Raw genomic sequence first — 25,809 nt, forward strand, 5'->3', positions numbered from 1 at the left:
GCAGCTTTGCGCGCGGATTGCCAGAGCCAGCTTTGCCGGGCGGTGGGTTTTTGCCGTTTTCCGCGATCGCGCCCGTCAGCCGCGCAGGATCGATCCGAAAATCCGGTCAAGATGGCTCGACAGATAGATGTTGAGCCATTTCGAGAACCGCTCGGGATGCCGACCGGCCTCGGCCGCCAGATCGTAAAGGCCGATCCAGCGCACCTCGGCCACTTCGCGCGGATCGGGGGTGATCCGCATATGCGGTTTGGCATAGGCCAGATAGATGTCGACCACCTCATGCTCGATCATGCCGCCGCCGACATCGGCGCGATATTCCAGCCGGTCGGCATGGGCGGGATAAAGCCCGGTGATCCCCAGCTCCTCGCGCAGCCGCCGCACCGCGCATTCCTCGGGGCGTTCGGTCCAGCCCGGATGGGTGCAGCAGGTGTTCGCCCAAAGCCCGGGAGAGTGATATTTCTCCTCCGAGCGGCGCTGGATCAGCACGTTTTCGCCATCCATGACGAAAACAGACACCGCCTTGTGGCGGAGCCCTTTCAAATGCACCTCCAACTTGTCCACCGGAGCCAGTCTGTCACCAACCCAGGCGGGTATAAGCTCACTCATGTGACCGACCCGAAAGCAAAAGCCATCGCATTTTGAATGCGATGGCCTGCGGTGTCAGCGGGTCACCTTGTCCCTGAGGCACGTTGACGCGCCGAAAATATCAACCCTTGGTTGATCAGTTCACCAATGCTTCACTTGCCTTTTGCGCCTCGGCGCGGCGGGCCAGTTCGGCCCGATAGAGCGCGACGAAATCGACCGGATCGAGGTTGAAGGGCGGGAAACCGCCGTCGCGGGTCACATCCGAGACAATGCGCCGCACATAGGGGAAAAGCTGGCGCGGGCATTCGATCAGCAGGAAGGGATGCATCTGATCTTCGGGCACGCCCTCGATGTGGAAGATGCCGCCGTAGTCGATTTCCAGCAGGTAAAGCGCCGAATTCGTCGCCTTGTTGGTCGAGGTGATCTTGAATTTGGTGATCACCTCGTACTGATGCTCGGCCGGGCGCTTGCGGGCGTCGAGGCTGACCTGCACCTGCATTTCCGGCTGCACTTCCGGGCTTTGCAGCCCGTTCAGCGCCACCGCATTCTCAAACGACATGTCCCGCACGAATTGCGCGAGGATGCTCATCTTCATCTGCGGCTGGGCCGCCTCGTTCGGGACTTCGGTCATGGGTCACTCCAGAATATCTGCGATCTTCTAGCATTCCGGGGCAGGTGTCTCAATGGCGTGTCCAGCCCGAATTCCCCTTGATCGACGGGTTTTTCGGATCGATTTCCTGAAAGTCGCCGTCGATCACCTGCCCGGCATCGGCACCCGGCCGGGGCGCCTGCGCCATCGTGCCGAAGCCCTGGCCAAAGCCCTGCACCACCACCCGTTTCGACAGCCGCGCGATCAGCAGCCTGCGCAGCGGCGGCACCAGCAAAAGCAGCCCGAGCGTATCGGTCAGAAACCCGGGCAGAATCAGCAGCCCCCCGGCCACGAGGATCAGCGCCTCCTCGGCCAGCGGCACGGCCGGATTGCCGATCCCCGCCATCGCCTGGCGCAGCCCGGCCTGCGCCCGGTCGCCTTGCGCGCGCAGCACCGCGATGCCCAGCGCCGCCGTGCCCAGAACCAGCCCCAGTGTCGGCCAAAGCCCCAGCCGCCCGCCGATCTCGACGAAAAGACCGATTTCGATCAGCGGCCAGGCGATCAGCAGGATGAAAAACCACATTGTTACCTCCGAAGGTGGGACAAGGGCGTCGGTGGACTTGAACGAAGCGCTCCCTTACATAAGTGGGAGAAGCACACGTTCCAATCGTCAACATCGCCGCGGAAAAGCCCATGAGCCCAGCACTGTTCCAGTTGATCGTTCTTGCCGCTATCGCGATCTTCCTGATCTTGAAGCTCAAGAGCGTTCTGGGCACCCGCGAGGGCTACGAAGACGAGCCGATGCCCGTCGAAGCCCCCGGGCCCCGCGCCGCCGACCGCTTCGAGGTGATCGAGGGCGGTCCCGATCATGACATCATCGACCATGTCCCCGAGGGTTCGGATGCCGCGGTGGCGCTGGCGCAGATGAAACGGGTCGAGCCCACGTTCAATGTCGGCGCCTTCCTGCAGGGCTCCAAGGTCGCCTATGAGATGATCCTGATGGCATTCGAACGCGGGGATCTGTCCGCGGTGCGGCGGTTCCTGGCGCCCGAGGTGCTGGAGGCCTTCGAGACCGCGGTGGCGGATCGGCAACGGCAGGGCCTGACCGTGGAGGCAAGTTTCCTTGGCCTGCGCGAGCTGGTGCTGACCGAGGCGAGCTTCAACGAGTCCTCGCGCGAGGCGGAGGTGACGGTGCGGTTCGGCGGCGAGCTGATCTCGGTGGCGCGGGATGCGAACGGGCAGATTGTCGAGGGCGATCCGAAGGCGCCGCGCAAGCAGCGCGACAGCTGGACCTTTGCGCGCGTGATGGGCAGTTCCGATCCGAACTGGCAGCTTGTCGCCACGGGCGGCTGAGCCAGATGCGACGGCGGCGGCTGCTTTCGGCGGAAGATCGCGATCTTTGGGAAAAAGTGGCCGCCACGACGCAGGCGATGCATCGTCACGCGCCGATTTCCGCCGAAACAGAGCCTGATCCGGCGCATCCGCCCCACCATCCGCCGAAAAAGCCCCGCTTCGAAATGAAGGATTTCCGCGTCGGTCAGCAGGCGCCGGAATTGGCCTGGCGGCTCGATCTGGCGCCGTCGATTTCGGACCAGCTGCACCGCCAGCCGATCGTGATGGACCGCAAGACCCACCGGGAAATGAGCCGCGGCAAGCTGGAACCCGAGGCGCGGATCGACCTGCATGGCATGACGCTGTCGCAGGCGCATCCGGAGCTGACGCATTTTCTGCTCTCGGCGCAGGATCGCGGCTGCCGTCTGGTGCTGGTGATCACCGGCAAGGGCAAGCGCGGCCTGGATGACGGGCCGATTCCGCAGCGTCAGGGCGTGCTGCGCCATCAGGTGCCGCAGTGGCTGCGCCTGCCGCCGCTCGGCGCCGTGGTGATGCAGGTGACCGAGGCGCATCTGAAACACGGCGGCTCCGGCGCCTATTACGTCTATCTGCGTCGGATGCGTTAATTCGCTCCGCCCAGCGCGGTGATCGGCGACAGCACGATCCGCGTGGCATTCTGCACCGACAGCACCACCCCCGCCGCAAGATTGCGCTTGCCGGTCTGATCGCCTTCGAGGATCTTCACGACCTGCCCGGTCTGCCCCAGAAGCCGGATCAGCGCCGGGTTGTTCGCCACGTTGAAATGGCCATCCGCCGTCGAAAACGCCCCGGTGTCGATCATCGTCACCTTGAGGTCGGCCACCCGGCGCAGATCCTGCAACGTGCCAAGCCGGTCCGGTTCCCCCGCGATTTTCGACGACAGCAGCAAGGCCTTGTCCTTTTTCGAGGTGAAAATGACGAAGGGCTGCGGCAGCTGCCCGATCGTGCGGGCCTGTTCGCGGAACATGTCAACGTCGATATCGGGCGAAATCAGGATCACCCCCTCCAGCTCGGCCAGCGTGGACCTTTCGCCCGAGAGCGCCATGTCGCGCAGGGTTTCCATGGTGACCGACGACCCCATCGAATGCCCGACCAGCAGGATGCGCTTTGCCCCGGCCCGGTGCAGCTCGCGCAGGGTCTCGCGCAGGCCGTCGCGGGCGAAAATCGCGGAATCGCGGTCATAGGCATAGCCAAGCAGCTGCCCGCGCGAGGGCCAGGCGTAATAGACCAGCGTCTTCGGCAGGTCGAAATCGACGCCCATCTGCGCCAGACGATACAGCCCCTCGGCAAAGGTGTTGTTGAACCCGTGCACGAAAACGACGGCCTCGCCGCCGCTTTTTTTCAGGCTCTGCCGCAAAGCGGCCTGAAACGCCTCCGCCCCGGGGTATTTCTGCGATCCCGCCAGAACGAAATCTTTGCGCGGATCGATCTTGCGGCCCTGCAACGGATAGCTCAGCTGCCCCGTGCCGCGATCGGGCGGAACAGAGACATCGAACCGCGCCCGCTGCAGCGTCTCGCTGCGGCTGTGGCCGAATTCCGCCCCGGTTTCCGGGTCCAGCCCCCGGGTCGAGCCGACAAAGACCGGCCGGATATCGGCGCTTGGCTCGGGCGTATAGGCGATCTCTCCGCGCGGGGCGCAGCTGATCAGGGCAAGAAAGGCGGCAACGACAAGAAGACGGCTCTGCATGTCGGGGAGGATAGCACATGCCTCCCCGATCACCAGAGGTCAGAGCACGTAACGGCTCAGATCGGCGGATTGCGCCAGACTGCCCAGATGGCGTTCGACGAAAGCCGCATCCACCGTCACCTGATCGCCGGAACGGTCGGGCGCGGTAAAGGACAGTTCCTCGAACACCCGCTCCATCACCGTATAAAGCCGCCGCGCGCCGATGTTTTCAACCGAGCGGTTCACCTCGGCGGCGATCCGGGCCAAGGCCGCGATGCCCTCGGGGGTGAAGCTCACCGTGACTTCCTCGGTCGCCATCAGCGCGGTGTATTGGCGCGTCAGCGCATTGTCGGTCTCGGTCAGGATGCGGACGAAATCTTCCTCGGTCAGCGGCCGCAGCTCCACCCGGATCGGCAGACGCCCCTGCAGTTCCGGCAACAGATCCGAGGGCTTGGCGATATGAAACGCCCCCGAGGCGATGAAGAGAATGTGATCGGTCTTCACCGGGCCGTATTTGGTGGAAACGGTGGTGCCCTCGATCAAGGGCAGCAGATCGCGCTGCACACCCTCGCGGCTGACATCGGCACCGCGGGTTTCGGCCCGCGCCGCGACCTTGTCGATCTCGTCCAGAAACACGATGCCGGATTGGCTGACCGCTTCCAGCGCCGCGGTCTTCACCGCCTCGTCATCAAGCAGCTTGTCGGCTTCCTCGGAAATCAGCACTTCGTAGCTTTCCGCCACGCTCATCTTGCGCCGGGTCTTGCGGGCGCCGCCAAAGGCCTTGAACAGATCCTGCAGCCCCTGCATCTGCAGTTCCATGCCGGGATTGCCCATCATCATCTGCGGCGCCGAAGCCGTCTCGGCCACCTCGATCTCGATCTGCTTGTCGTCGAGCTCGCCATCGCGCAGCTTGCGGCGGAACATCTCGCGCGTCTGTTCGCGGGCATCGGTCCCGGCCAGAACCTCGATCACCCGATCCTCGGCGGCCTTGTGGGCGCGGGCCTTGACCTCTTCGCGCATGCGTTCGCGGGTTTCGACCATCGCCACATCGACCAGATCGCGGATGATCTGTTCCACGTCACGGCCGACATAGCCCACTTCGGTGAATTTCGTCGCCTCGACCTTGAGGAAGGGCGCCTTGGCCAGCTTCGCCAGACGGCGGCTGATCTCGGTCTTACCGACGCCGGTCGGCCCGATCATCAGGATGTTCTTGGGGTAAACCTCTTCGCGCATCTCGGGCGACAGGCGTTGCCGCCGCCAGCGGTTGCGCAGGGCCACGGCGACGGCGCGTTTCGCCTCGGCCTGGCCGATGATGAAGCGGTCAAGTTCCGAAACGATCTCGCGCGGGGTCAGGCTGGTCATTTCGAGATGCTCTCCACGGTCAGATTGCCGTTGGTGTAAACGCAGATGTCGGCGGCAATCGCCATCGCCTTGCGGGCAATCGCTTCCGCATCAAGGTCACTGTCCATCAGGGCCCGCGCCGCGGCCAGCGCGTAATTTCCGCCCGAGCCGATCGCCGTCACGTCATGTTCGGGTTCCAGCACGTCGCCCGCGCCGGTGATGACATAAAGATCGGCGCCATCGGTGACGATCAGCATCGCCTCCAGATTGCGCAGATATTTGTCGGTCCGCCAGTCTTTCGCCAGCTCGACACAGGCGCGGGCCAATTGCCCCGGCGCGGCTTCCAGCTTTTTCTCCAGCCGTTCCAGCAGGGTAAAGGCATCCGCCGTCGATCCGGCAAAGCCCGCCACCACTTCGCGCCCGCCGGGGCTCAGCCGTCGCACCTTGCGGGCCGTGCCCTTGATCACGGTCTGACCCAGGCTCACCTGCCCGTCACCGGCCACCACCACGCGGCCACCCTTGCGCACGCCGATGATCGTCGTGCCATGCCAGCCGGGAAATTTCTCGTCGGTCATCTTGCCCTCCGTTTGCGCAGATATGTGCGGCGCCGACACGGCTTGCAAGATGACGGATTGCGCGCATGCAAAAGGGCGCCCGAAGGCGCCCTTGCGGTTGCTTGGCGGCGATCAGAGCGAGGCTTCGATCCAGGCCTGCAGCGCGGCTTTCGGCGCGGCCCCGACCTTGTTCGAAACGACCTGACCGTCCTTGAACAGGAACAGCGCCGGGATCCCGCGCACGCCCAGCGCCGCCGGGCTGTCGGGGTTTTCGTCGACATTGACCTTGACGATCTTCACCTTGCCGGCCAGCTCGGTCGACAGGTCTTCCAGCGACGGGCCGATCATCTTGCAGGGGCCACACCATTCCGCCCAGAAATCGACGACGACGGGCAGGTCGGATTGGCGCACTTCGGCGTCGAAGGTGGCATCGGTGACGGCGACGGTAGCCATGGGATTCTCCAGATTGAGGGTTGGGGGAAGCTAGGTCTGCCCCGGCCGCGCGTCAAGATGCTGTGGCGGAAAGCAGGGCTTCCTCCAACAGGGTGTCACCCAACGGCATGACCGCGCCGGTCTCGGTCCAAAGCAGGAAGCATTCGACCGCCCGCCCCGGATAGATCTGCCGCAGCGCCGCGCGATAGGCCGCCATCTGCCGGACCAGCCCCAGCGGCACCTCGGCCGCGGTGTTCGGCACGATGGCATTCGATTTGTAATCCAGCACCCGGATGCGGTCGGGCCCGATCTGCAGCCGGTCGATGATCCCGTGCAGCCGCTGCCCGCCCAGCTCCGGCAGCTCGGCGGTCAGCTCCACCTCGGCCAGGGTGTCGGGGCCAAGGAAACCGGCCTTTTCGACCGCCGTCAGCACCTGAAGCGCCCGGGTCAGCAGCGCCTCGATCTCATCGGGAAAGGCTCTGTCATTGCCGAACCCCAGCAGCGACTGCGCCAGATCGGGCCAGGTTTCCGACGGCGCCTGCGGCAGATGTTCCAGCAGCAGATGCAGGCGCCGCCCGCGCAGCATCGCCGCTTCGGTCGAAAGCTCCGCCGTCTCTCCGGGCAGAGCCTTCGGCCCGCCCAGATCCGACGCCGAGAGCGCCTTGGCGGTTTTGTGCACAGGAAGAACCCGCTCCCGCGCCCAATTCGGCAGCGCGATCCGCACCACCTCGGCCGCGCCGACCGGCGTGCCATTTTCAGGCCAGTCGCCATGCGAGAACCGCAAGACCGGACCCAGCGCCTGCAAGGGTTCAGAAAGCGCCGAAACCGTCTCTGTTCCGGCCGATTTCATCCCGCCGGAGACCAGCGCATGCCAGCTTTCGGCACCCTCCTCCTCGTCACCCGCGGTGGCGACGATCAGCCATTTCTCCGCCCGGGTCATCGCCACATAAAGCAGCCGCAGACGTTCGTGCCTTTGCCGTTCCAGAACCTCGGCCTGCGCCTGCGCCAGCACGGGCGGCAGCGTCGCCGCGGCAGATTTCCAGAACGGGATGCCCTCGGCCAGCAGCAGCTCGCCGCGCTGCGAATTGCGCAGCTTCGCCGTGTCGGGCAGGATCACGATCGGCGCCTCGACCCCCTTCGACCCATGCACCGTCATCACCCGCAGCGCGGTCCCCGCACTGTCGGACTGCCGCTTGATCTCGATCTCGTCGGCACCAAGCCAGACCAGAAAGCCGGTCAGGCTGGGCACTTCGGTCTGTTCATAGGCCAAAGCCTGGGCGATCAGCGCGTCGATCCCCTCCTCGGCCTCGGCGCCAAGGCGGGCCACCAGCCGCTTGCGGCCCTCGTGCCGGGTCAGAAGCCGCTCGATCAGATCATAGGGCCGCAGGAAATCCGACCGATCCAGAAGATCGCGCAGAACGGTCAGCGTCGCCTCGTCGCCCGCCTCGCGCAGCGCGGCCCAAAGATAGCCCTTGCGCGGCTGCGCCAGCCGGAAAAGCTGGTCCTCGCTCCAGCCAAACAGTGGCGATCGCAGCGCCTCGGCCAGCGACAGATCATCCTCGGGCGTGGCCAGAAAGGCCAGAACAGAGACGATATCCTTGACCGCAAGCTCGCCGCCAAGCTTGAGCCGATCCGCCCCCGCAACCTCCAGCCCCTGCGCCTTGCAGGCCAGAATGATCTCGTAAAACAGCCCGGACCGGCGTTGCACGAGGATCAGGAAATCCCCGGCAGTGACCGGCCGCGGCCCCTCGCGCCCCGGAAGCTGCACCCCGGCATCCACCATCGCGCGGATCTCGGCGGCAATCGCCCGAGCCAGCACGACGGGCGCGGTATCGGCGCCGGGCCGATCGACGGGGTCGTCCCACTCCTCCGGCTCGGTCTTGTCGGGTTTCGGCACCACGGGCCAAAGATCGACTCGGCCCGGAAGTTTGTCGTGAAAGGCAAGATGTTCCGGGGCACCGCCCAGCGCCAGCGCGGGATCGCCGCGGAAGGTCAGATCGACCAGACGCAGGATCGCCAGCGACGAGCGGAAGGAATGCAGCAGGGCGGCATCCTGAAGCGGGCGCGAAATCGCCGCGAATTTTGCGGAAAACAGGCTCTTCATCGCCTCGAAATGGGTCAGGTCGGCGCCCTGAAAGGAATAGATCGACTGCTTCCGGTCGCCGACGACAAAGATCGTGCGACGGCTGTCCCGGGCCCCGTCGCCCGAGGTGAATTCATCGGCCAGCCGCTCGATCACCCGCCACTGCCCGGGCGAGGTGTCCTGCGCCTCATCGACCAGAATGTGATCGATGCCGCCATCCAGCCGGAACAGCACCCATTGCGCAACCGAAGGGTCGGACAGAAGCGCCCCGGCCCGCTCGATCAGGTCGTCGAAATCCAGCCAGCCCCCCTGCGCCTTCTTCAGGGCCAGAGCGGGCAGCAGCACCCGGGCGAAATCATGCAGCGCAAGGGTCCGGTTCAGCGTCGCAAGGGCGTTTTCCTGCTCCCGCGCCCAGCGCACGCGCTCGGCCAGGTCAAGGACATCCTCGGCAAGATCGGGACCGAAAGCCTCGATGGCGCCTTTGGTCAGAAACCTGGAGGAGACGCGGCTGCCGTCCTTGACGAGACAAAGATCGGCAAGACGCGCCAGATCCGCGGGCCCGGGGGCCAGCAGATCAAGCAGCGAAAGCTGCGCCGCCAAGGTTTTCATCGTCGCCGATTGCGTCTTCAACAGCGGAATCGCCGCGGCAATCACCCGATCGGTGCCGGGCAGAAAGACCGCATCGGGCAGGGTTTCAGGACGCAGATCCGGGGCCAACCCCAGCACCTTGCGCAGATCCGCCTCGGTCAGGCGATGCGAAAAAGCGTCTCTGTCATGGCTGATTTCGGCGATCATCCCGGTCAGATCGGCCCCGGTGAAGGCCTGCAGGAAGAGGTCCAGAACCGGCCGGTCCGGACCCGAGGCGATCTCTTCCAGAACCTCCTCGCGCATCCGTGCGGCGGTGCGGTCGTCGATTTCGGCAAATCCGTGCGAAACTCCGGCTTCCAGCGGAAACCGGCGCAACAAGGCGCCGCAAAAGGCATGGATGGTCTGGATCTTCAACCCGCCCGGGGTCTCGATCGCCTGGGCGAAAAGCCGCCGTGCCCGGGCAAGGCTTTCCGCATCGAGCGGCCCGCACTCGCCCAAAGCCGCAAGCTGCGCCCGCAGATCGGCATCGGGCAGCATCGCCCAATCGCCCAGACGCTTCAGAAGCCGGTTTTGCATCTCGGCCGCGGCGGCCTTGGTATAGGTCAGGCACAGCACTTTTTGCGGCTCTGTTCCGGCCAAAAGCAGCCGTGCGACGCGGTCGGTCAGCACCTTGGTCTTGCCCGATCCGGCATTGGCGGCCAGCCAGGTCGAGGCCGCAGGATCGGCGGCCTGAACCTGCCGTTCGCTGGCGGGATTGCGCTGGGTCATCCGACATCCTCCGGGACCGGCAGATCGGTGATGTCCCATTCGCCGAAACGGGACAGGTGGTCATAATCCCCGATGTCGCGGCTCATCTGCATCGCGCGGCGCGCGGCGAAGCCCTGCGACCTGGCAAGATAGCGCGCGATGAGCTCCTGCAACCGGGTCCAGGTCTGCGCGACATCCTCGCGACCCAGGGCCAGCATCCGGCATTCGCCACTGCCGCCCAGATGCACATAGCTCATCCCCGCCACCTGCCGCGGCCCGATCTGCGCAAAGGCGCCGCGTTCGATCATCGCCGCCTCCAGCAACAGCTGCTTGTCGAAATGCCGGACCTCGGCCTCTTTCGGGGGGGTGCCGGATTTGTAATCGTAAACAAGCGCCGTGCCGTCATGCTGCAGATCGATGCGATCGGGTCGTGCCGTCAAGGTGAACCCCGTCGGGCCAAGTTCGATCGACGCCGAGGTCTCGATCACCGCCGGCGTCGCTTCCGCGCGCCGTTGCGCTTCCTGTGCCACCAGCTGCGGCGCGATCCTGAGCAGACGATGCAGCCAGAGCCGCTGCGTCGAAGGCCAGGGGATCATTTCCTGCAACACCGTCTCGGCAAGCTCCGAGAGGTGTTTTTGGCCGGAATCGAGACTGTTTTTCGGATCGAAGCCGGTGACGAACAGCTCGACGACACGGTGCAGGGCCTCGCCGCGCAGACGCGGGTTCGGGCCGGGTTTCAGCGGATCGAGCGGCCGCAGCCGCAGGATTCGCGCCGCATAGATCGCATAGGGATCGCGGATCAGCGTCTTTATTGCGGTCACCGGAAGCTGGCGCGGACGCGCCTCGGCCGGGGGGCGCGGCGCAGGCCGGGGGGCGGGCGCAAGCCGCTCCTGCGGCAGATCAAGCTGAGAGGCGAGGTCGAGAAACCGCGCTCCCCGCGCCCGCATCTGCGCCAGCGCCTCGGGGCCCTGCGCCGCGGTCAGGCCCCCCGCAAGATTGAGCAGCCGGTTCAACCAGCGCGAGGGCACCGTTTCCGCCTCGCTGTCACGACGCGCCCGCGACAGCACGACTTCGGGTGCCGCAATCGCCTGCTGGAAGTCATGCGCGGACAGGCCGATCTGCCGTTCCGGCAACAACAGACCCGCATCCAGCCGCATCTTCCGGCTGAGCCAGGGATCGGGCGACGGCGCCTCGGGCCAGCTTTTTTCATTCAGACCGGCCAGAACGACCAGCTCGGCCCCATGCGCCCGCGCCTCGAGCGTGCCAAGGAACGTCACAAGCGGATGCGCCGCGAGGGTCGAGCGCACCTGACCCTCGTTCAGCAGCGTGTCGATCAGATCGGCGAAATTCGCGGCACTCACCGTGAGGCCGGTTTCGTCCTGCGCGGCCAGATCCGAGAGGGTTCGAAACGCCGCCTGACCGGCTTCGCCCAACCAGAGTTCACTCGCGGCAACGCTGCCGCCCGGCCCGGCGGCAAAGCCGTCCAGAAGCGCTGAAAGCGTCTCCAACCAGGCTGAAACCGGATGATTTCCGCCGGCAGGCACCGCGTCGATCAGGGCCGCCAGCCAATCGGACCAGTGCTGACGCTCGGGATCTGCGGTGCCGCCCCAGTCCCGCAAGGCCTCGGCATCGGGAAAGGCGGGGCCCTTGCGGCGCAGCGACAATTCGAATTCGCGCGTCAGCCGCAGATGCGCTCCGCGCAGGGCCGATCCCGTCGCCACCAAAGGATGCTTGAGGATGACAAGCAGGCTCTCCATCGGGATCTTGCGCCCGGGCAGGCGTGCAAGATGCCGGATCAGACGGCCGGGTGCAGTCAGTGGCAGCGGTTGACCGGCGGAATCGTCCGGCAGAATCGACCAGCGGTCCAAGGCCGCCGCAACGCGACGGGTCAACATGCGGTCCGGGCTGATCAGCGCCGCCTTTTTGCCCCGGAACACCGCTTCCCGCAGAACCAGCGCGATCGCCAGCGATTCCTGCCGCGGATCGGTGGCCTCGATCAATGTCACATTCGCGCAAGCGGCGGGCAGATCGGCAAGGGCCTGACCCTCGCGCATCCATTGATCCGTGACCGGCGCGGGCCGCAGCGCCAGCGAGACCAGCGCATTGCGCCCGGGCGCCTCCGGCAGTGTTTCGGTCCAGCGGGCCACCTGCGCGGGCGACAGAGTCAGCCCATCGAGCAGGGCGCGAAAGCGGAATTGCGGGTGATCTTCGATCGGAATCGGGCCGGAACAGAGACTGGCCCAGGCGGGTTCCGGCATGTCGAAATCGAAGCCCGGCAGGACCAGAGCCCCCCGCGGCAAAGCGGCGACGGCCTGCATCAGAAGCCGCGTCGCCCCGCGCGAGCCGGTGGAGCCCGCAAGGATGATGCGCTCCTGCGGCGGGCGGTCCGCCCAGGTCCGTGCCATCGTCTCGACGACACGCCTTTGCCGCCCCTCGGCGTCGAGGTCGGTCTCGAAATACCGCGACACGATGCGGATGAAGGCCAGGCTTTGCCGCCAATGTTCCGCATGCGAGGCCTGAATGTCGAGACGCTCGAAAACCTCGGGATGCACGCCTTCGCTTTGCATCTCAGCGAGCAGCGCCAGCAGGCTGTCGGTCAGGCTGAAGACGCCCGATCCGGTCTCGAATCCCGGCAGCCCCCGGGCGAGACGGTCCACCAGACAGGCCAGTTCCAGCTTGCGGCGCAGCGCGGGGACCGGCGCGGGCAGACCGGGCATCGGCACCCGGGCCAGATCCGAAATCAGCTCGATCCGCGGTAGAAAGCGGGTGCCCAGACCGTCGAATTCCTCGCGGACACGTCGGCTCATCCGCCCGGCGTTGAGGATCAGGCGAACCCGGGCCATCGCCTCGGGCGGCTCGTCCCGCATCCGCTGGACCAGCCCCTGCACCAGCTCCCGGGCGAAATCGACGCCGGGCGGCAGGGCGAAGACCTGCGGGTCAGCGGGCGGCATCGGACAACAGCCCCTCTGCCAGCGAAATGCATTCGGGTCGACCGACGTCACACCAGCCGCCGGGATGGACGACACCATAGGCACTCCCTTCGGCCAGGATCCGGTTCCAAAGCAGATTGAGCGAGAAAACCGGGTCCGGAATCGTCTCTATTCCGGCCGGATCGAGGATTTGCGCCCCGGTATAAACATAGCCCGTTCCGCGACGGATCCGGCCATCGGGCGCCAGCGCGAAATCCCCGGCGCCGGTATAACCCAGCGCCGCCTCGCGCGGGACCAGCGCCAGAAGAGCGGACATCCGACCGCCGTCCCAAGCCTGAGACAGGGACGTGAGCACATTCGGACCGGTCCAGACCGCATCGGTGTTGAGCGTGAAGACCGGCCCGGGACCAAGAAGCGGCAGGGCCTTGCGCAATCCGCCGCCGGTTTCCAGAAGAAGATCGGTTTCATCGGACACCAGAACCCCGGTTCCGGCCAGATGCGTCAGGATCTGATCGGCGTGATAATGCACATTCGCGACGATGCGACCGATCCCCGCCGTCCGCGGCAGATCAAGCGCATGGTCAAGCAGCGGCCTGCCTGCCACTTCCAGCAGCGGTTTCGGCCGGTGCAGGGTCAATTCCTTCATCCGCGTGCCAAGACCGGCCGCGAAAAGCATCAGCGCATCGGGTGTTGACCGCATTGCCGTCTCATCCTTTCGAGCAGTGCCGCATCGGGCGGCAGCAGCGCTTGTGTCACCAGCGCGCGCAGCGGTGCAAGAGCCTCGTGGCCAAGATCGCGGTGCAGTTGGCCCCAGACCCGCGGGATCAGATCGACATAGCCGGGCTTTCCGCCCGCCAGACAGAGACGCGCGAAAATGCCGAGGATGCGCAGCGCCCGTTGCGCGCCGATCAGGGCAAAGGCGCGCTCAAGCTCCGCCAGATCCAGCCCGCCTGCGCTGGCATAGCGGCGAAGTTCGGCCGCAAGGACGGCGGGCGCCACATCGCGGCGGGCGTCTTGCAGGGCCGAAACCAGATCGTAGACCGGATGGGTGGCCACCGCGTCCTGAAAATCAAGCAGTCCCAGGCGGGCGACACCGCTGCGGTCGGGCAGCCAGATCACGTTTTCGGCGTGAAAATCGCGCAGGGACAGAACCGGCGGCAGGGGCGCAAGACCCTCGCAAAGCCGGGTGACAAGGGGCGCGATCGCCTCGGCGGCGGCGGGGTCGCGCAGCGGATACCAGTCGCGGGCCAGCGACACGAGCGCGCCAAGCCCCGTCGCATCGAGGCGGGGAACGAAGTCGGGCGGCGGCCGACGGTGCAGATCAAGCAGGAAATCGGTGATCACGGCGTAATGCGCCGCCTCGCTTGCGGGATCTTGCCGCAGCAGCCGGGCCAACTGGTCGTCGCCGAAATCCTCGAGCAGCATCAGCCCGGTCTCGGTGTCGATACCGAAAATCCGCGGCGCGGAATAGCCCTGCGCCAGCAGCCAGGCATCGATGCGCTGAAACCGTGTCATCTCCGCGCCCGGGGGGGCGATCATCAGAACGGCGGTGTCGCCCTTGCGATGCAGCCGTTCATACCGGCGGGCAGAGGCATCCCCGGCCAGGGGGCGGCGCCTGGCCCCGGCCCAGCCGCAACGGCTCAGGAAGGTAAGGATGTCGGGTTCGGTCGCGGCCATCTCAGTCCTGCCCCAAGGTCGCAAGACGCGCCCCCCAATCGGCCTTGCCGCGCAGCAGAACCCGCCGCGAGGCACCGGCGTCAAGCAGCGAAAACTGCAGGGACAGAGCCTTTTCGGGCAGAAGATCGCCCAGACGTTCGGGCCATTCGATCAGACAGATCGCGGTGTCGAAGGCCTCCTCCAGACCGAGTTCGACGGCTTCGTCGGGATGGGTCAGGCGGTAAAGATCGGCATGCCAGATTTCGGGATCGGCGCCATAGACCTGCACCAGGGTAAAGGTCGGCGAGGGCACATCTTCGGGTCCCCCCAGACGGGCGCGGATCAGGGCGCGGGCGAAATGGGTCTTGCCCGCGCCGATCGGACCCTCGAGCAACAGCACATCCCCGGCCCGCAACAGCCGGGCCATCGCGATGCCGAAACGGTCGGTGGCATCGGCGTCAGGCAGATTCAGGGACAGAAGAACGGGGGCATCTTGCATGGCCGCACTCTAGCGGCCCTGCCCCCCGCGGCAAGCCCCTTAACTGGCCAGAACCTTCACCGCCCGGTCCTCGTCGAAGATCGCCCGGCTGGGCGGGTCCAGGGTCACGACGCCTTTCGGCAGAAAGCTGGCCATCATCGCCCCGCCGGTCATCGGCGCAAAGCGGCAGCCGATCATCATCCCGTCTTCGCGACGCCGCACCGTCCCCTCGATCAGCGAACGCTGGCCGAGACGGTTGTTGAACCCCCGCGCCAAGGACCAGAGATCGGAGCCGTCGCATTTGCCCTGCCACAGCCGGACCGCATCCAGAATGGTGGTGCGACGCAGCGAAGTATCGGTTTCCACGCCCCAAAGCCGGTCATAGGCGGCATTCGAGGCCGTCAGCTCGCCCGAGGGCTGGAACACCGCCACCGCCTCGCTCATCATGTCGAGGATTTCCTGGCCCTGTTCCAGTTCCGCCCGGAACCGGCGGGTCAGCGACACTTCGGACGAGATGTCCTCGAACAGGAAGGCCACGGCGCCATCGGGATGCGGACGGCCGGTGACGCGGTAGGTCTGACCCGAGGGCAGCATCCAGGTTTCCGAATGGAAGCCCGCGGCGGCGGCCTGTTCCAGTTCCGTCATCTTCAGCCGCCAGCTGCGATAATCCTTCGGCTCGGGCATCATCCGCGCCTCGCGCAGACGGTCGAGAAAGGCATAAAGCGTCGGCCGGTTCGACAGGAAATCGGTGCCAAGCTGGGTCAGATCGATCAGCGCCGGGTTGAACAGCTGCAGCTGCCGGGCGCGGTCGAAGATCGCCAGACCGATCGGCAGATCGGCAAAGGTCTTGGTCAGGGTCTGCACGAAATCGCGCAGCGCCTTTTCCGCCCGCACCGTCGAATCGGCCGGCAGGGCGAAATGCAGCGCGCCCTTGTCCATCGGGAAGGAATGGCAATCGAACCAGGCCGCCCGCTGATCGCCGTCATCCAGACGCAGCCGCCGCGGTCCGGTGTGCCGGGCGTTCTCATCCATCTGGAACAGCCGCGGCAAGGGCCAGAGCATCGCCTCTTCGGTTTCGGCAAAGGCGCCCGAGCGCAGCACATAGGCGCGGTTCGCCCAGGTGATCGTGCCGGTCTCGTCCTCGCGCCAGATCAGCGTCGGCGCCCGGTCCAGCGTCAGCCGCATCAGATCCAGTTCATCTTCCAGCGCGCGTTGCGACAACCCGTCGACCAGAACGCCGCGGCCCTCGGCCTCGGGATCGATGAGGGTGATGCGCGCCAGGCCGTTCACCTCTTCGGCGATCAGCTTGATCTGCGTGCGACGACCCTCTTCGGGTTTCGACACCATCTCGATCCGGCCGCGTTCGGCCAGGGTCAGCATCGCGGCCGCGAAACCGTCGAACCGCGGCGCGACAAAGGCAAGGAGCCGCGCCCAATCCGAGAGAGCCATCGGCGAGGATTCCAGCAGCGCCCGCGCCGGGCCGGTCGCATCGATCAGATCCTGATCGTCGAACAGGAACACCGTCTGTTCCAGCACCGGATGCGTGGCCACCCTTGCATCCGGACCGGTCTTGCGCACCGAGACCATGCTCAGCAGCAGCAGCGCCAGAAGCGCCGATCCGACCGAGGTCGCGACAATCAGGATCGCCTGGAATATCTCAATCTGCATGACTGCAGCCCTCTCGCCTGTCCCGCAGTCATGATTGATGAATAAAGGTTAATGTGCCGTTAAGTTAACGAACGATTGTGATCATCAGGCGGTGATCGGAACATTCTCGCCCAGCGGCCCGGTTTCGGGGGCGATCAGACGGCCGATGTGCCAGCGCAGCTCGACCACCGCGCCCGAGCGCCGCGGCACCGGCGCATTCTTCTGATAGGGCTCGGATCCATTGGCGAATCGCAGTTTCGCCCCGGTGCGTTCCAGAAGCGTCTTGGCGATGAAGAGGCCCAGCCCCATGCCCTCGTATTCCTTGCGCTCGGCCGAGCGGGTCGAGATGAAGGGATCGCCGATGCGGTTGAGAACATTGGGCGAATAGCCGCGGCCATCGTCGGTGACGCGCACGATGATGCTGCGGTCGGTCCATTCCGCATCGACCCAGACCGTGGTCTGCGCGAAATCGACCGCGTTCTGGATCAGGTTGCGCAGCGCATGCACCAGCTCGGGGTAGCGATAGATCGTCGGCTGCCGTTCCGAGCCGCCCTCGCCCGGGACAACGTCGAAATAGATCATCTTGCCGCGGTCCAGATGCGGCTCGGCGGCCTCGCGCAGCACGGCCAGCAGCGGCGCCGTGCGCAGATGCACGTCATCCTTGCCCGCCCGCCCCATCGACCGCAGGATGTCGCGGCAGCGTTCGGCCTGTTCACGGATCAGCACCGCATCGTCGTGCAATTCGGGATCGTCGACCAGCTCTTCGGCCAGTTCGGTCGAGACCAGCTTGATCGTCGCAAGCGGCGTGCCCAGCTCATGCGCGGCGGCCGCCACCACCCCGCCCAGATCGGTCAGTTTCTGCTCGCGCGAGAGCGCCATCTGCGTCGCGAAAAGCGCATCCGACATCGAATGGATCTCTTGCGCGATGCGGTGGGCATAGGCGCCCAGGAAGATCACCCCGATCACGATCGCCACCCAGGAGCCGAATTCGATCATCGGCGGCACGCCGATATGCGCCCCGTCGCGGGTCTGCAGCGGCTCGTTGAACACGGCGACAAAGGTGATCATCGCAATCGTCGCGCCCCCCAGCAGCAGCGTCGGCCGCAGCTTCAGCGCCGTCGCGGCGATCGTCACTGGCACCAGGATCAAAAGCGCGAAGGGGTTGTTCAGCCCGCCCGTCAGCGACAGCAACAGCGCCAGCTGCGCGGTGTCAAAAAGCAGCGTCGCCGTCACCTCGGCCTGCGACAGCCGCCGGGATTCGGGATAAAGATAGATCGCCGCAATGTTGGCGGCGACCGCAAAGCCGATGGTTCCGATGCACATCGGCAGGTTCAGCGCGATGTCGTAATAGCCGTAAGCGGCAATCAGCGCCGCCAGCTGACCGACGACCGCGGCCCATCGCAACAGGATCAATGTCCGCAGCCGGACCCATTCCTGATGGCTCAAACTTGCCGACATGTCGAATTCCGGCCGGTCGACAGCCCTCATCATATCTGCCATCGTCGTCCCTCCCGCCTCACCCTTACCGCAACCCCTTGATATTCCCGTTGCGCTGCGCAATCAATCTCCAGCACGTGAAGGAGAGGCGATGAACGTTTCGAGCAAGACCGCCGCGCTGGCTGCCACGGCAGCCGTCGTCGTCGTGGTGGGCATCTCTGCCGCCGTCACCCTCGTCCCCCATGAGACGGATCGCTTTGCCGCCTGCCGCAAGGGCACTGGCAGCGCCTCGGCGCAGATCGGCGGTCCATTCACGCTGATCTCGGAAACCGGCGCAACCGTGACCGACAGGGACGTGATCACCAAACCGAGCCTTGTCTACTTCGGTTACAGCTATTGCCCCGACGTCTGCCCGATCGACAGCACCCGCAATGCCGCCGCGGTCGATCTGCTGGCCGAGCGCGGCCATGACGTGACGCCGGTGTTCATTTCCGTCGATGCCGCGCGGGATACGCCGCCGGTGCTGACGGAATTCACCGATCTGATGAGCCCGAAGATGATCGGCCTGACCGGCACGCCGGAGCAGATCGATGCGGCGGTCAAGGCCTATCGGGCCTATTACCTGATCCGCAATCCCGGCGATCCGGCGACACTGGTCGATCATTCGACCCAGACCTATCTGATGGATCCGAAGCTTGGCTTTCTCGATTTCTATGATCGCGACGCCACACCGGAAATGGTGGCCGACAGTGTCGGATGCTTCCTGGACGCGCTGCAGACCCCCGGGGATACCCCCGCGGCGGGCAACGGAAATTGACCAGCGCAAAATATAGATTTAGAACCGAAAAAGAGGGTGAAAGGGGGGAGCCATGGCCGAAGAAGAATTCGCCGAACTCGGAAGCGACAGGTCGCTGCTTCTGGTCGATGACGATAATGCGTTCCTGACCCGCCTTGCGCGCGCGATGGAAAAGCGCGGGTTTCAGACGGAAATCGCCGAAACGGTCTCGGCCGGCAAGGCGATCGTGCAGAACCGGGCACCGGCCTATGCGGTGATCGACTTGCGTCTGGAAGACGGCAACGGGCTCGAAGTGGTGGAAGCGCTGCGCGAACGCCGCCCCGAGGCGCGGATCGTCGTTCTGACCGGCTATGGCGCCATTGCCACCGCGGTTGCGGCGGTGAAAATGGGCGCGACGGATTATCTGTCGAAACCGGCCGATGCGAATGACATCACCAATGCGCTTCTGGCCAAGGGCGAAGCCCTGCCGCCGCCGCCGGAAAATCCGATGAGCGCCGACCGCGTGCGCTGGGAACATATCCAGCGGGTTTACGAGCTGTGTGACCGAAATGTGTCGGAAACTGCCCGCAGGCTGAATATGCACCGTCGCACCTTGCAGCGGATTTTGGCCAAACGCAGCCCGCGATAAACAAATATATCTTGATTGCGCGAACATAATATTCGATATCCATGAAACCACTCACTGGAGGTTTTCATGGATATCGACGCGCTTTCACTGAACGAACTCAAGGCGCTGCGGTCCAAGGTCGACCGCGCAATCGTCACCTACGAAGAGCGCAAGAAAAAGGAAGCCTTTGCCGAACTCGACGAGATCGCGCGCAAGATGGGCTATCCGCTGGCTGAAATCCTGACCATGGTCGAGACGAAACCGCGCAAGACCGTCGCGGCGAAATATGCGAACCCGGCCAATCCCTCCGAAACCTGGACCGGCCGCGGCCGCAAGCCGAAATGGGTCGAAGCCGCGCTGGCTTCGGGCAAGTCCCTGGAAGATCTGACGATCTGATCAGGCTTCGGCCTTCAACCAGTCGATGAATATCTTGGCCGCCGGGTTCAGCCGACCCGGCGGCCTGACAATATAATAGCCCAGGCTTTCCTCGGTCAGCTCGTGGATTTTCACCAGCCAGCCGAGTTTCAGATCCTCGACGATCAGCGCCTCGGTTTCCAGATGCAGGCCGATGCCTTCACGTGCCGCGGCCAGCGCCAATTCCTCGTTCGGAAAATCGACGAATTTCAGCGCTGCCGGAACCAGCCCCATCGATTCCAGCAATTGCATCTGCTCCGGCCAATCGCCTTCTCGCACCCATGGCAGCATCGCCATTTCCCGCAGCGATAGTTTTTTTCGCCCGCCAAGCAATTCCGGCGCCGCCACCACAACCTGCGGGGCAGCGGTCAGAAACACCGAAATCACCCCGGGCCATTTTCCGACCCCGAAACGAATGCCGATATTCGCGCCGATTTCCTTCAGATCGACCAGCCGGGCATCGGGCAAAAGCGACAGCGGAATATCGGGGTGTTTCTTCCAGAACCGCGCCAGTCGCGGCATCAGCCATTCCGAGGCGAAAACCGGCGGCACCGTCACCGTCAGCGCCTTTTCGCTGGTGTCGGCGCGCAGCATGTCCGCCGCCGACTGGATCATCGAAAACCCGTCTGCCAGCGCCTTGGCAAAGCGTTCGCCCTCGGGCGTCAGGTGCAGATGCTTGCCGTCGCGCCACACGAGCGGCACGTCCAGATCGGCCTCCAGCGCGCGGACTTGTTGCGCTATGGCAGCGTGGGTGACATTCAGCTTGCGGGCCGCCGCGCTGAACCCCCCCTCGCTTGCCGTTGCGGCAAAGGCGCGCAGGGCTGTCAGCGGCGGCATCTTGCGCCAGTCGATTTCGCTCATCTGTTAGCCTGCCTATCATCTGTGGAAAAATTCCTGACTCGCCTTGCGGCCCGCGTCAAGGCATTCAGAAGGCACAGAGAGAAAAGGAGATCCGCGATGTTCCGGATTCTTGGAGAAGTGATGGCCCTTGCCATGGGTGGCTATGCCCCCCGCGCCCGCAACGCTGGCGAATACAAGTTCAACCGCTGAGGGACCTCAGAAGCACATGGTGACGCGCGGTAAAGGCTGCGCGCACCTCGGGCGGGGGACGCAGGCGGATCGCCAGACCCCGCACAAGGACAGGATCGGGCTTTCCGAAGATCCTGTCCGCCTCGGCCTCTGAAAATCCCGCGATCTGTTCGGCCTCGAGCCGGGCCGAAACCGTGTCTGCCGCCTTGATCGCGCGTTTGATCGGGGCGGGCAGCACCGCGGGCAGGCCGAAGCGCAGATGCACCGCCGCCGTCAGCCGGTCATCCAGCTCCACATAGCCCTTGCCGATCGCCGCCTTGACCGGGGTGATCATGTCGCCCAGCACATATTCGGGCGCGTCATGCAACAAGGCCGCCAGCCGCCAGCGTTCGCCGATGCCGGGATTGGCGCGGGCGAAAAGCTCTTCGACCAGCAGCGAATGTTCCGCCACCGAATAGGCGTAATCCCCCGTCGTCTGGCCGTTCCAGCGCGCGACAAAGGCCAGCCCATGGGCGATATCCTCGATTTCGATGTCCATCGGCGTCGGGTCGAGCAGATCCAGTCTGCGTCCCGAAAGCATCCTCTGCCACGCCCGTTTCATCGCATTCCCCCGTTTACCCCCTGCTAGCCAAAGCGAAACGGACTGTAAACGTCGCAGGTGCGCTTCGTTGCGCCACGGGGCTCAAGATGCTATGCAACCACCGACTGAAATTCGAGGAGCGCCCGATGGCCGATTACATCGTCAAGGATATCAAACTGGCCGAGTTCGGCCGCAAGGAATTGGATATTGCCGAAACCGAAATGCCGGGCCTGATGGCCTGCCGCGAGGAATTCGGGCCGAGCCAGCCGCTGAAAGGCGCCCGCATCGCCGGTTCGCTGCACATGACGATCCAGACCGCCGTTCTGATCGAAACGCTCAAGGCGCTGGGGGCCGATGTCCGCTGGGCCTCGTGCAACATCTTCTCGACCCAGGATCACGCCGCCGCCGCCATCGCCGCGGGCGGGACGCCGGTCTTTGCCGTCAAGGGCGAGACGTTGGAAGAATACTGGGCCTATACCGACAAGATCTTCCAGTTCCCGGAAGGCACCTGCAACATGATCCTGGATGATGGCGGCGATGCGACGCTCTACATCCTTTTGGGCGCCCGCGTCGAAGCTGGCGAAACCGATCTGATCGCCACGCCCACCTCGGAAGAGGAAGTCTGCCTCTTCAACCAGATCAAGAAGCGCATGGTGGAAAGCCCCGGCTGGTTCACCCAGCAACGCGCGGCGATCAAGGGCGTTTCCGAAGAAACCACCACGGGCGTGCACCGTCTTTACGACCTGCACAAGAAGGGTCTCTTGCCCTTCCCGGCGATCAACGTGAACGACTCTGTCACCAAGTCGAAATTCGACAACAAATACGGCTGCAAGGAATCGCTCGTGGACGGCATCCGCCGCGCCACCGACGTGATGATGGCGGGCAAGGTCGCCGTCGTCTGCGGCTATGGCGACGTGGGCAAGGGCTCGGCGGCCTCGCTTCGCGGTGCGGGCGCCCGGGTCAAGGTGACCGAAGTCGATCCGATCTGCGCGCTGCAAGCGGCGATGGACGGCTTTGAAGTCGTCGTGCTGGAAGATGTGGTCGCCGACGCCGATATCTTCATCACCACCACCGGCAACAAGGACGTGATCCGCATCGAGCACATGCGCGAGATGAAGGACATGGCCATCGTCGGCAACATCGGCCATTTCGACAACGAAATTCAGGTCGCGGCGCTGAAGAACCACAAATGGACCAACATCAAGGACCAGGTGGACATGATCGAGATGCCCTCGGGCGCGCGGATCATCCTTTTGTCCGAAGGCCGTCTGCTGAACCTCGGCAATGCCACCGGCCACCCCAGCTTCGTGATGTCGGCCAGCTTCACCAACCAGGTTCTGGCGCAGATCGAACTGTGGACCAAGGGCGCCGAGTATCAGCCGGGCGTCTACATCCTGCCGAAATCGCTCGATGAAAAGGTGGCGCGTCTGCATCTGAAGAAGATCGGCGTGAAACTGACCACGCTGCGTCCCGATCAGGCCGAATATATCGGCGTCACCGTCGAAGGCCCGTTCAAGTCGGACCATTACCGCTATTGATCCTGCCATTTGCGGCAGCGGGCGGGGCCTTCGGGCCCCGCTTTCATTTGTCCCCTGCCCTCTCGGCAAAGACATGCCGGTGCCGCGGAAATTCCTTTGTCTCGCTGCGCGGTCCCGCCTAGGCTTCTGGCGGAGGACGCGCCAAACCGGAGAGAGGCAGATGGGCAAACGGGACGCATTGATCGCAAAATATGCCGAGGCTCTGCAGGGCAAATGCGGGATCACGCCCGACATGGCGCTGCTGGAGAAAGTCACCATCGGCTGCGGACCGGCGATCTATGACCCCGATGCCGAGATCGTCGCCGCGACGCAGAAATCCGAGATCGATCAGATCCGGCGCAATTTCCTGATCCGGAAGCTGGGCCTGCCCGACGGCCCCGATCTGGAGGATGCGATCGATGCCGCGATCGAGACCTATGGCCGGTCGGAACCGCGCAAATATCGCGCGGTGATCTATTACATGCTGGTCCGGCACTTCCGCAGGGAAAGCCTGTATCTGTAAGTCAGATCAAGGCCTTGATCGCGGCCACATGGGCGGGCCTTGCGGCGGTCGCATCGGCGAGCAAATCGGCCAGCGCCGCATCCATCGCCTCGGGGGCGACGATCCGGTCGAGCAACCCCCAGGCAAGCGCCTCCTCGGCCTCGATCTTCTGCCCGGCCATCAGGATCATCTTGGCCCGCGACGGCCCGACAAGCGCCGCAAGCCGCTTCGGGTCCGAGGGCTGCGGCAGGAAGCCCAGCTTCATCACCGGGTAGAACAGCTTCGCCTGCGGCACCGAAATCCGCAGATCGCAGGCCAGCACCATCCCCATCGCCCCCCCGGCCAGCGTGCCGTTCAGCGCCGCGATGGTCAGACAGGGCAGCGCCGCGACCGCGCCGGACAGCCGTTCCCAGACCGGATCGGTGGCCAGCCCCGCCCGGGCCTCGTCCAGATCGGCCCCCGCCGAAAACACCTTGCCGGTGCCGCGCAGCACAAGCGCATGCGCCTCGGCCCGACCGGCGGCCTCGGCCGCATCGGCAATGTCGGAGAGCATCCCCCGGGTCAGCGAATTCGCCTTTTCCGGCCGGTTGATCGTCACCGTCCAGATGCCGTCCGCCGATTTCACCTCGATCATCTTGCCCTCCGCCTGCCGCCTTGCCCCCGTGTTAGCAACCCCATTGCCCCTTGACCATTACCGATGTGCAGCGGAAGGTGGAGCCATTCCTTATCCAAGAGGCCCCCGATGGCACGGCTCACATCCGCTGGCACAACCACTTTCATCGCCCTTCTCATGAGTTCGACCGCCGTCATGGCCGATGTGACGCCGGAAGAGGTCTGGGACAGCTGGCAAAAGCAGTATTCCGCCTATGGTTTCACCGTCACCCCCGGCGCGGTCGCGCGCGACGGCGACGTTCTGACGATTTCCGATCTTGTCCTGACGAACGAGAGCACCACCGAAATCGGCACCGACAAGCAGGTGTCGAAAACCGTGCTGACCGTGCCCGCGATCCTGCTCGAGGATCTGGGCGACGGCACCGTCGAGGGCACGATCGAGGGCGAGATCACCGGCAGCAATGACACCACCGACGCCACCGGCAAGACCGAGACGGCAAAGATCAGGATCGACAAGACCGATGCCAGCGTGGTGATCTCCGGCACGCCCGAGGAAATGTCCTATCTGGTCGATGCGCCCGAGATTTCCGCCAGCATCGAGGCCCAGCCCTCGGCCCCGGGCGCGCAGCCGGCGCTTTTGGGGATGACGCTGACCGGGCTTGCCGGCACGCAGATGATGACCACGACCGGCGGCCAGGGCACCAAGGCCGATCTGACCGCCGAAACCATGGCGCTGACGATGACCGGCAGCGATCCCGAAGACGCGACCACGATCGATGCGACGATCGAGATGCAGGATCTGGCGATCAAGGGCGACAGCCTGATGCCCGAAGGCGCGGATGCCGCGGAACTGGGCGATGCGATCGCCAAGGGGATGCGCACCAACAGCCAGATGAGCTATGGCGCGCTGAGCTACACCATGTCCTCGAAGACGAAGACCGGGCCCGTCAGCATGTCCGGCTCTGCCGAAAGCGGTCAGGCGATCATCGCTTTCTCGCGCGAGGCGGTGCGGTATTCGGCCACCGGCAGCAAGACCAAGGTCGATATCCAGACCGCCGAATTCCCGATGCCGCTTTCGGCCACCATCGATCAGGGCGAAGTCGACTTTGCCATGCCGCTGAGCGCCAAGCCCGAGCCGCAACCCTTCACCAGCAAGGTCTCGCTGGTCGGGCTGAGCCTTTCCGATCAGATCTGGTCGATGCTCGACCCGACGGCGCAGCTGAGCCATGGTCCGGCGACGCTGATCGTCGATCTGACCGGCACCGGCAAGCCGCTGGTCGATCTGTTCTCGGCTGCGGCGGCCGCCTCGCCGGTGCCGCCGGTGCAGATCGACAGCCTGAACGTCAACAAGCTGCAGCTGACCGCCGCGGGCGCCGAGCTGACCGGCAATGGCGCGCTGACCTTCAACAATGCGACGGCCACGCCGATGCCGCTGGGCGCCATCGATCTGAAACTGTCGGGCGCGAACAAGCTGATGGACGGGCTGGTGGCCATGGGGCTGATGCCGCAAGATCAGGTGATGTTCGCCAAGATGATGATGGGCATGTATGCCGTGCCCGCGGGCGAGGATCTGTTCACCTCGAAGATCGAGTTCAAGGAAGGCGGCCAGATTCTGGCCAATGGCCAGCCGATCAAGTAAGACAAACCT

Annotated in this window: 25 protein-coding genes; 8 read left to right on the forward strand and 17 right to left on the reverse strand. The window is 64.9% G+C overall.

Annotated elements, in window-relative coordinates; all coding sequences use genetic code 11:
* Positions 1 to 75: 75 nt before the first annotated feature.
* The 3 genes from RCAP_RS00140 to RCAP_RS00150 form a co-directional block, all read right to left on the reverse strand.
* Positions 76 to 606 carry an isopentenyl-diphosphate Delta-isomerase gene (locus RCAP_RS00140; RefSeq protein ID WP_013065775.1) on the reverse strand — a complete coding sequence of 177 codons (531 nt, stop codon included), beginning with the start codon at positions 604 to 606 and terminating at the stop codon, positions 76 to 78.
* Between the two features lie 115 nt (positions 607 to 721).
* Positions 722 to 1,216, reverse strand: coding sequence for a protein-export chaperone SecB (gene secB / locus RCAP_RS00145; RefSeq protein ID WP_013065776.1), 495 nt, complete (start codon positions 1,214 to 1,216; stop codon positions 722 to 724).
* A 49-nt stretch (positions 1,217 to 1,265) separates the two neighbouring features.
* Complete coding sequence (locus tag RCAP_RS00150) at positions 1,266 to 1,757, reverse strand: FxsA family protein (RefSeq protein WP_013065777.1); 492 nt, start codon at positions 1,755 to 1,757, stop codon at positions 1,266 to 1,268.
* Between the two features lie 110 nt (positions 1,758 to 1,867).
* On the opposite strand from RCAP_RS00150, the gene RCAP_RS00155 reads away from it, so the two are divergent.
* Entirely contained in the window at positions 1,868 to 2,527 is a 660-nt protein-coding gene (locus RCAP_RS00155; protein WP_013065778.1) for a Tim44/TimA family putative adaptor protein, read from the forward strand.
* Between the two features lie 5 nt (positions 2,528 to 2,532).
* On the forward strand, positions 2,533 to 3,132 hold the full coding sequence (locus tag RCAP_RS00160; protein WP_013065779.1) for a Smr/MutS family protein: 600 nt from the start codon (positions 2,533 to 2,535) through the stop codon (positions 3,130 to 3,132).
* On the opposite strand, the gene RCAP_RS00165 is transcribed toward RCAP_RS00160, so the two are convergent.
* From RCAP_RS00165 to regB, 11 genes are all read right to left on the reverse strand, one after another.
* Positions 3,129 to 4,232, reverse strand: coding sequence for an alpha/beta hydrolase (locus tag RCAP_RS00165; protein WP_013065780.1), 1,104 nt, complete (start codon positions 4,230 to 4,232; stop codon positions 3,129 to 3,131). The two genes, RCAP_RS00160 and RCAP_RS00165, sit on opposite strands and share 4 nt — an antisense overlap.
* 39 nt (positions 4,233 to 4,271) lie before the next feature.
* On the reverse strand, positions 4,272 to 5,573 hold the full coding sequence (gene hslU / locus RCAP_RS00170; RefSeq protein ID WP_013065781.1) for an ATP-dependent protease ATPase subunit HslU: 1,302 nt from the start codon (positions 5,571 to 5,573) through the stop codon (positions 4,272 to 4,274).
* Positions 5,570 to 6,127, reverse strand: coding sequence for an ATP-dependent protease subunit HslV (gene hslV, locus RCAP_RS00175; protein ID WP_013065782.1), 558 nt, complete (start codon positions 6,125 to 6,127; stop codon positions 5,570 to 5,572). The genes hslU and hslV overlap by 4 nt, the downstream gene beginning before the upstream one ends.
* Before the next feature lie 111 nt (positions 6,128 to 6,238).
* Positions 6,239 to 6,559, reverse strand: coding sequence for a thioredoxin (gene trxA / locus RCAP_RS00180; RefSeq protein WP_013065783.1), 321 nt, complete (start codon positions 6,557 to 6,559; stop codon positions 6,239 to 6,241).
* A 52-nt stretch (positions 6,560 to 6,611) separates the two neighbouring features.
* Positions 6,612 to 9,977 (reverse strand): double-strand break repair helicase AddA, encoded by a 3,366-nt coding sequence (addA, locus tag RCAP_RS00185; protein WP_013065784.1) that lies wholly within the window; start codon positions 9,975 to 9,977, stop codon positions 6,612 to 6,614.
* A complete protein-coding gene (gene addB, locus RCAP_RS00190; protein ID WP_013065785.1) occupies positions 9,974 to 12,907 on the reverse strand; it encodes a double-strand break repair protein AddB in 2,934 nt (977 codons plus the stop codon). Before addB ends, addA begins: the two co-directional genes overlap by 4 nt.
* Positions 12,894 to 13,586, reverse strand: a complete 693-nt coding sequence (locus RCAP_RS00195) for a nucleotidyltransferase family protein (protein ID WP_013065786.1) — start codon at positions 13,584 to 13,586, stop codon at positions 12,894 to 12,896. The genes addB and RCAP_RS00195 overlap by 14 nt, the downstream gene beginning before the upstream one ends.
* Positions 13,562 to 14,563, reverse strand: a complete 1,002-nt coding sequence (locus RCAP_RS00200) for an aminoglycoside phosphotransferase family protein (RefSeq protein ID WP_013065787.1) — start codon at positions 14,561 to 14,563, stop codon at positions 13,562 to 13,564. The genes RCAP_RS00195 and RCAP_RS00200 overlap by 25 nt, the downstream gene beginning before the upstream one ends.
* Before the next feature lies 1 nt (position 14,564).
* Entirely contained in the window at positions 14,565 to 15,041 is a 477-nt protein-coding gene (gene tsaE / locus RCAP_RS00205) for a tRNA (adenosine(37)-N6)-threonylcarbamoyltransferase complex ATPase subunit type 1 TsaE (protein WP_013065788.1), read from the reverse strand.
* A gap of 39 nt (positions 15,042 to 15,080) precedes the next feature.
* Complete coding sequence (locus RCAP_RS00210) at positions 15,081 to 16,688, reverse strand: PAS-domain containing protein (protein ID WP_013065789.1); 1,608 nt, start codon at positions 16,686 to 16,688, stop codon at positions 15,081 to 15,083.
* Positions 16,689 to 16,772: 84 nt separating this feature from the next.
* A complete protein-coding gene (gene regB / locus RCAP_RS00215; protein ID WP_238530268.1) occupies positions 16,773 to 18,158 on the reverse strand; it encodes a sensor histidine kinase RegB in 1,386 nt (461 codons plus the stop codon).
* 97 nt (positions 18,159 to 18,255) lie between these two features.
* Between regB and senC the strand changes: the two genes are divergently transcribed.
* From senC to hvrA, 3 genes are all read left to right on the forward strand, one after another.
* Positions 18,256 to 18,921: a cbb3 -type cytochrome c oxidase assembly copper chaperone SenC gene (senC, locus tag RCAP_RS00220; protein WP_013065791.1), complete on the forward strand. Its 666-nt coding sequence runs from the start codon at positions 18,256 to 18,258 to the stop codon at positions 18,919 to 18,921.
* A 52-nt stretch (positions 18,922 to 18,973) separates the two neighbouring features.
* The gene (locus RCAP_RS00225) at positions 18,974 to 19,528 is read left to right on the forward strand and encodes an ActR/PrrA/RegA family redox response regulator transcription factor (protein ID WP_013065792.1); all 555 of its coding nucleotides are present in this window, start codon (positions 18,974 to 18,976) and stop codon (positions 19,526 to 19,528) included.
* Positions 19,529 to 19,594: 66 nt separating this feature from the next.
* Complete coding sequence (gene hvrA, locus RCAP_RS00230; protein ID WP_013065793.1) at positions 19,595 to 19,903, forward strand: trans-acting regulatory protein HvrA; 309 nt, start codon at positions 19,595 to 19,597, stop codon at positions 19,901 to 19,903.
* Here hvrA and RCAP_RS00235 read toward each other — a convergent pair whose 3' ends face one another.
* A complete protein-coding gene (locus RCAP_RS00235) occupies positions 19,904 to 20,782 on the reverse strand; it encodes a LysR family transcriptional regulator (protein WP_013065794.1) in 879 nt (292 codons plus the stop codon). It lies immediately after the preceding gene.
* Between the two features lie 178 nt (positions 20,783 to 20,960).
* Positions 20,961 to 21,551, reverse strand: a complete 591-nt coding sequence (locus tag RCAP_RS00240) for an HD domain-containing protein (RefSeq protein WP_013065795.1) — start codon at positions 21,549 to 21,551, stop codon at positions 20,961 to 20,963.
* Positions 21,552 to 21,676: 125 nt separating this feature from the next.
* On the opposite strand from RCAP_RS00240, the gene ahcY reads away from it, so the two are divergent.
* Together ahcY and RCAP_RS00250 are read left to right on the forward strand one after the other, a co-directional pair.
* On the forward strand, positions 21,677 to 23,068 hold the full coding sequence (gene ahcY / locus RCAP_RS00245; RefSeq protein WP_013065796.1) for an adenosylhomocysteinase: 1,392 nt from the start codon (positions 21,677 to 21,679) through the stop codon (positions 23,066 to 23,068).
* A gap of 160 nt (positions 23,069 to 23,228) precedes the next feature.
* A complete protein-coding gene (locus RCAP_RS00250) occupies positions 23,229 to 23,570 on the forward strand; it encodes a DUF2853 family protein (protein ID WP_013065797.1) in 342 nt (113 codons plus the stop codon).
* 1 nt (position 23,571) lies between these two features.
* Here RCAP_RS00250 and RCAP_RS00255 read toward each other — a convergent pair whose 3' ends face one another.
* Complete coding sequence (locus tag RCAP_RS00255) at positions 23,572 to 24,183, reverse strand: enoyl-CoA hydratase/isomerase family protein (RefSeq protein ID WP_013065798.1); 612 nt, start codon at positions 24,181 to 24,183, stop codon at positions 23,572 to 23,574.
* A 156-nt stretch (positions 24,184 to 24,339) separates the two neighbouring features.
* Here RCAP_RS00255 and RCAP_RS00260 point away from each other — a divergent pair, with 156 nt between their 5' ends.
* Positions 24,340 to 25,800, forward strand: a complete 1,461-nt coding sequence (locus tag RCAP_RS00260) for a DUF2125 domain-containing protein (protein ID WP_023910770.1) — start codon at positions 24,340 to 24,342, stop codon at positions 25,798 to 25,800.
* Positions 25,801 to 25,809: the final 9 nt, after the last annotated feature.

The sequence above is a fragment of the Rhodobacter capsulatus SB 1003 genome, assembly GCF_000021865.1.
Taxonomy (GTDB): domain Bacteria; phylum Pseudomonadota; class Alphaproteobacteria; order Rhodobacterales; family Rhodobacteraceae; genus Rhodobacter; species Rhodobacter capsulatus_B.

Bases quoted from the DNA above. Each gene is read 5' to 3' on its own strand.
- RCAP_RS00155 (WP_013065778.1), top strand. From the start codon at position 1,868: ATGAGCCCAGCACTGTTCCAGTTGATCGTTCTTGCCGCTATCGCGATC.
- RCAP_RS00240 (WP_013065795.1), bottom strand. From the start codon at position 21,551: ATGAAACGGGCGTGGCAGAGGATGCTTTCGGGACGCAGACTGGATCTG.
- hslU (WP_013065781.1), bottom strand. From the start codon at position 5,573: ATGACCAGCCTGACCCCGCGCGAGATCGTTTCGGAACTTGACCGCTTC.
- tsaE (WP_013065788.1), bottom strand. From the start codon at position 15,041: ATGCAAGATGCCCCCGTTCTTCTGTCCCTGAATCTGCCTGACGCCGAT.
- addA (WP_013065784.1), bottom strand. From the start codon at position 9,977: ATGACCCAGCGCAATCCCGCCAGCGAACGGCAGGTTCAGGCCGCCGAT.
- hvrA (WP_013065793.1), top strand. From the start codon at position 19,595: ATGGATATCGACGCGCTTTCACTGAACGAACTCAAGGCGCTGCGGTCC.
- addB (WP_013065785.1), bottom strand. From the start codon at position 12,907: ATGCCGCCCGCTGACCCGCAGGTCTTCGCCCTGCCGCCCGGCGTCGAT.
- RCAP_RS00225 (WP_013065792.1), top strand. From the start codon at position 18,974: ATGGCCGAAGAAGAATTCGCCGAACTCGGAAGCGACAGGTCGCTGCTT.
- RCAP_RS00140 (WP_013065775.1), bottom strand. From the start codon at position 606: ATGAGTGAGCTTATACCCGCCTGGGTTGGTGACAGACTGGCTCCGGTG.
- RCAP_RS00150 (WP_013065777.1), bottom strand. From the start codon at position 1,757: ATGTGGTTTTTCATCCTGCTGATCGCCTGGCCGCTGATCGAAATCGGT.
- RCAP_RS00255 (WP_013065798.1), bottom strand. From the start codon at position 24,183: ATGATCGAGGTGAAATCGGCGGACGGCATCTGGACGGTGACGATCAAC.
- secB (WP_013065776.1), bottom strand. From the start codon at position 1,216: ATGACCGAAGTCCCGAACGAGGCGGCCCAGCCGCAGATGAAGATGAGC.
- RCAP_RS00235 (WP_013065794.1), bottom strand. From the start codon at position 20,782: ATGAGCGAAATCGACTGGCGCAAGATGCCGCCGCTGACAGCCCTGCGC.
- RCAP_RS00160 (WP_013065779.1), top strand. From the start codon at position 2,533: ATGCGACGGCGGCGGCTGCTTTCGGCGGAAGATCGCGATCTTTGGGAA.
- RCAP_RS00200 (WP_013065787.1), bottom strand. From the start codon at position 14,563: ATGGCCGCGACCGAACCCGACATCCTTACCTTCCTGAGCCGTTGCGGC.
- trxA (WP_013065783.1), bottom strand. From the start codon at position 6,559: ATGGCTACCGTCGCCGTCACCGATGCCACCTTCGACGCCGAAGTGCGC.
- RCAP_RS00260 (WP_023910770.1), top strand. From the start codon at position 24,340: ATGAGTTCGACCGCCGTCATGGCCGATGTGACGCCGGAAGAGGTCTGG.
- hslV (WP_013065782.1), bottom strand. From the start codon at position 6,127: ATGACCGACGAGAAATTTCCCGGCTGGCATGGCACGACGATCATCGGC.
- RCAP_RS00195 (WP_013065786.1), bottom strand. From the start codon at position 13,586: ATGCGGTCAACACCCGATGCGCTGATGCTTTTCGCGGCCGGTCTTGGC.
- ahcY (WP_013065796.1), top strand. From the start codon at position 21,677: ATGGCCGATTACATCGTCAAGGATATCAAACTGGCCGAGTTCGGCCGC.
- RCAP_RS00250 (WP_013065797.1), top strand. From the start codon at position 23,229: ATGGGCAAACGGGACGCATTGATCGCAAAATATGCCGAGGCTCTGCAG.
- RCAP_RS00210 (WP_013065789.1), bottom strand. From the start codon at position 16,688: ATGCAGATTGAGATATTCCAGGCGATCCTGATTGTCGCGACCTCGGTC.
- senC (WP_013065791.1), top strand. From the start codon at position 18,256: ATGAACGTTTCGAGCAAGACCGCCGCGCTGGCTGCCACGGCAGCCGTC.
- RCAP_RS00165 (WP_013065780.1), bottom strand. From the start codon at position 4,232: ATGCAGAGCCGTCTTCTTGTCGTTGCCGCCTTTCTTGCCCTGATCAGC.
- regB (WP_238530268.1), bottom strand. From the start codon at position 18,158: ATGATGAGGGCTGTCGACCGGCCGGAATTCGACATGTCGGCAAGTTTG.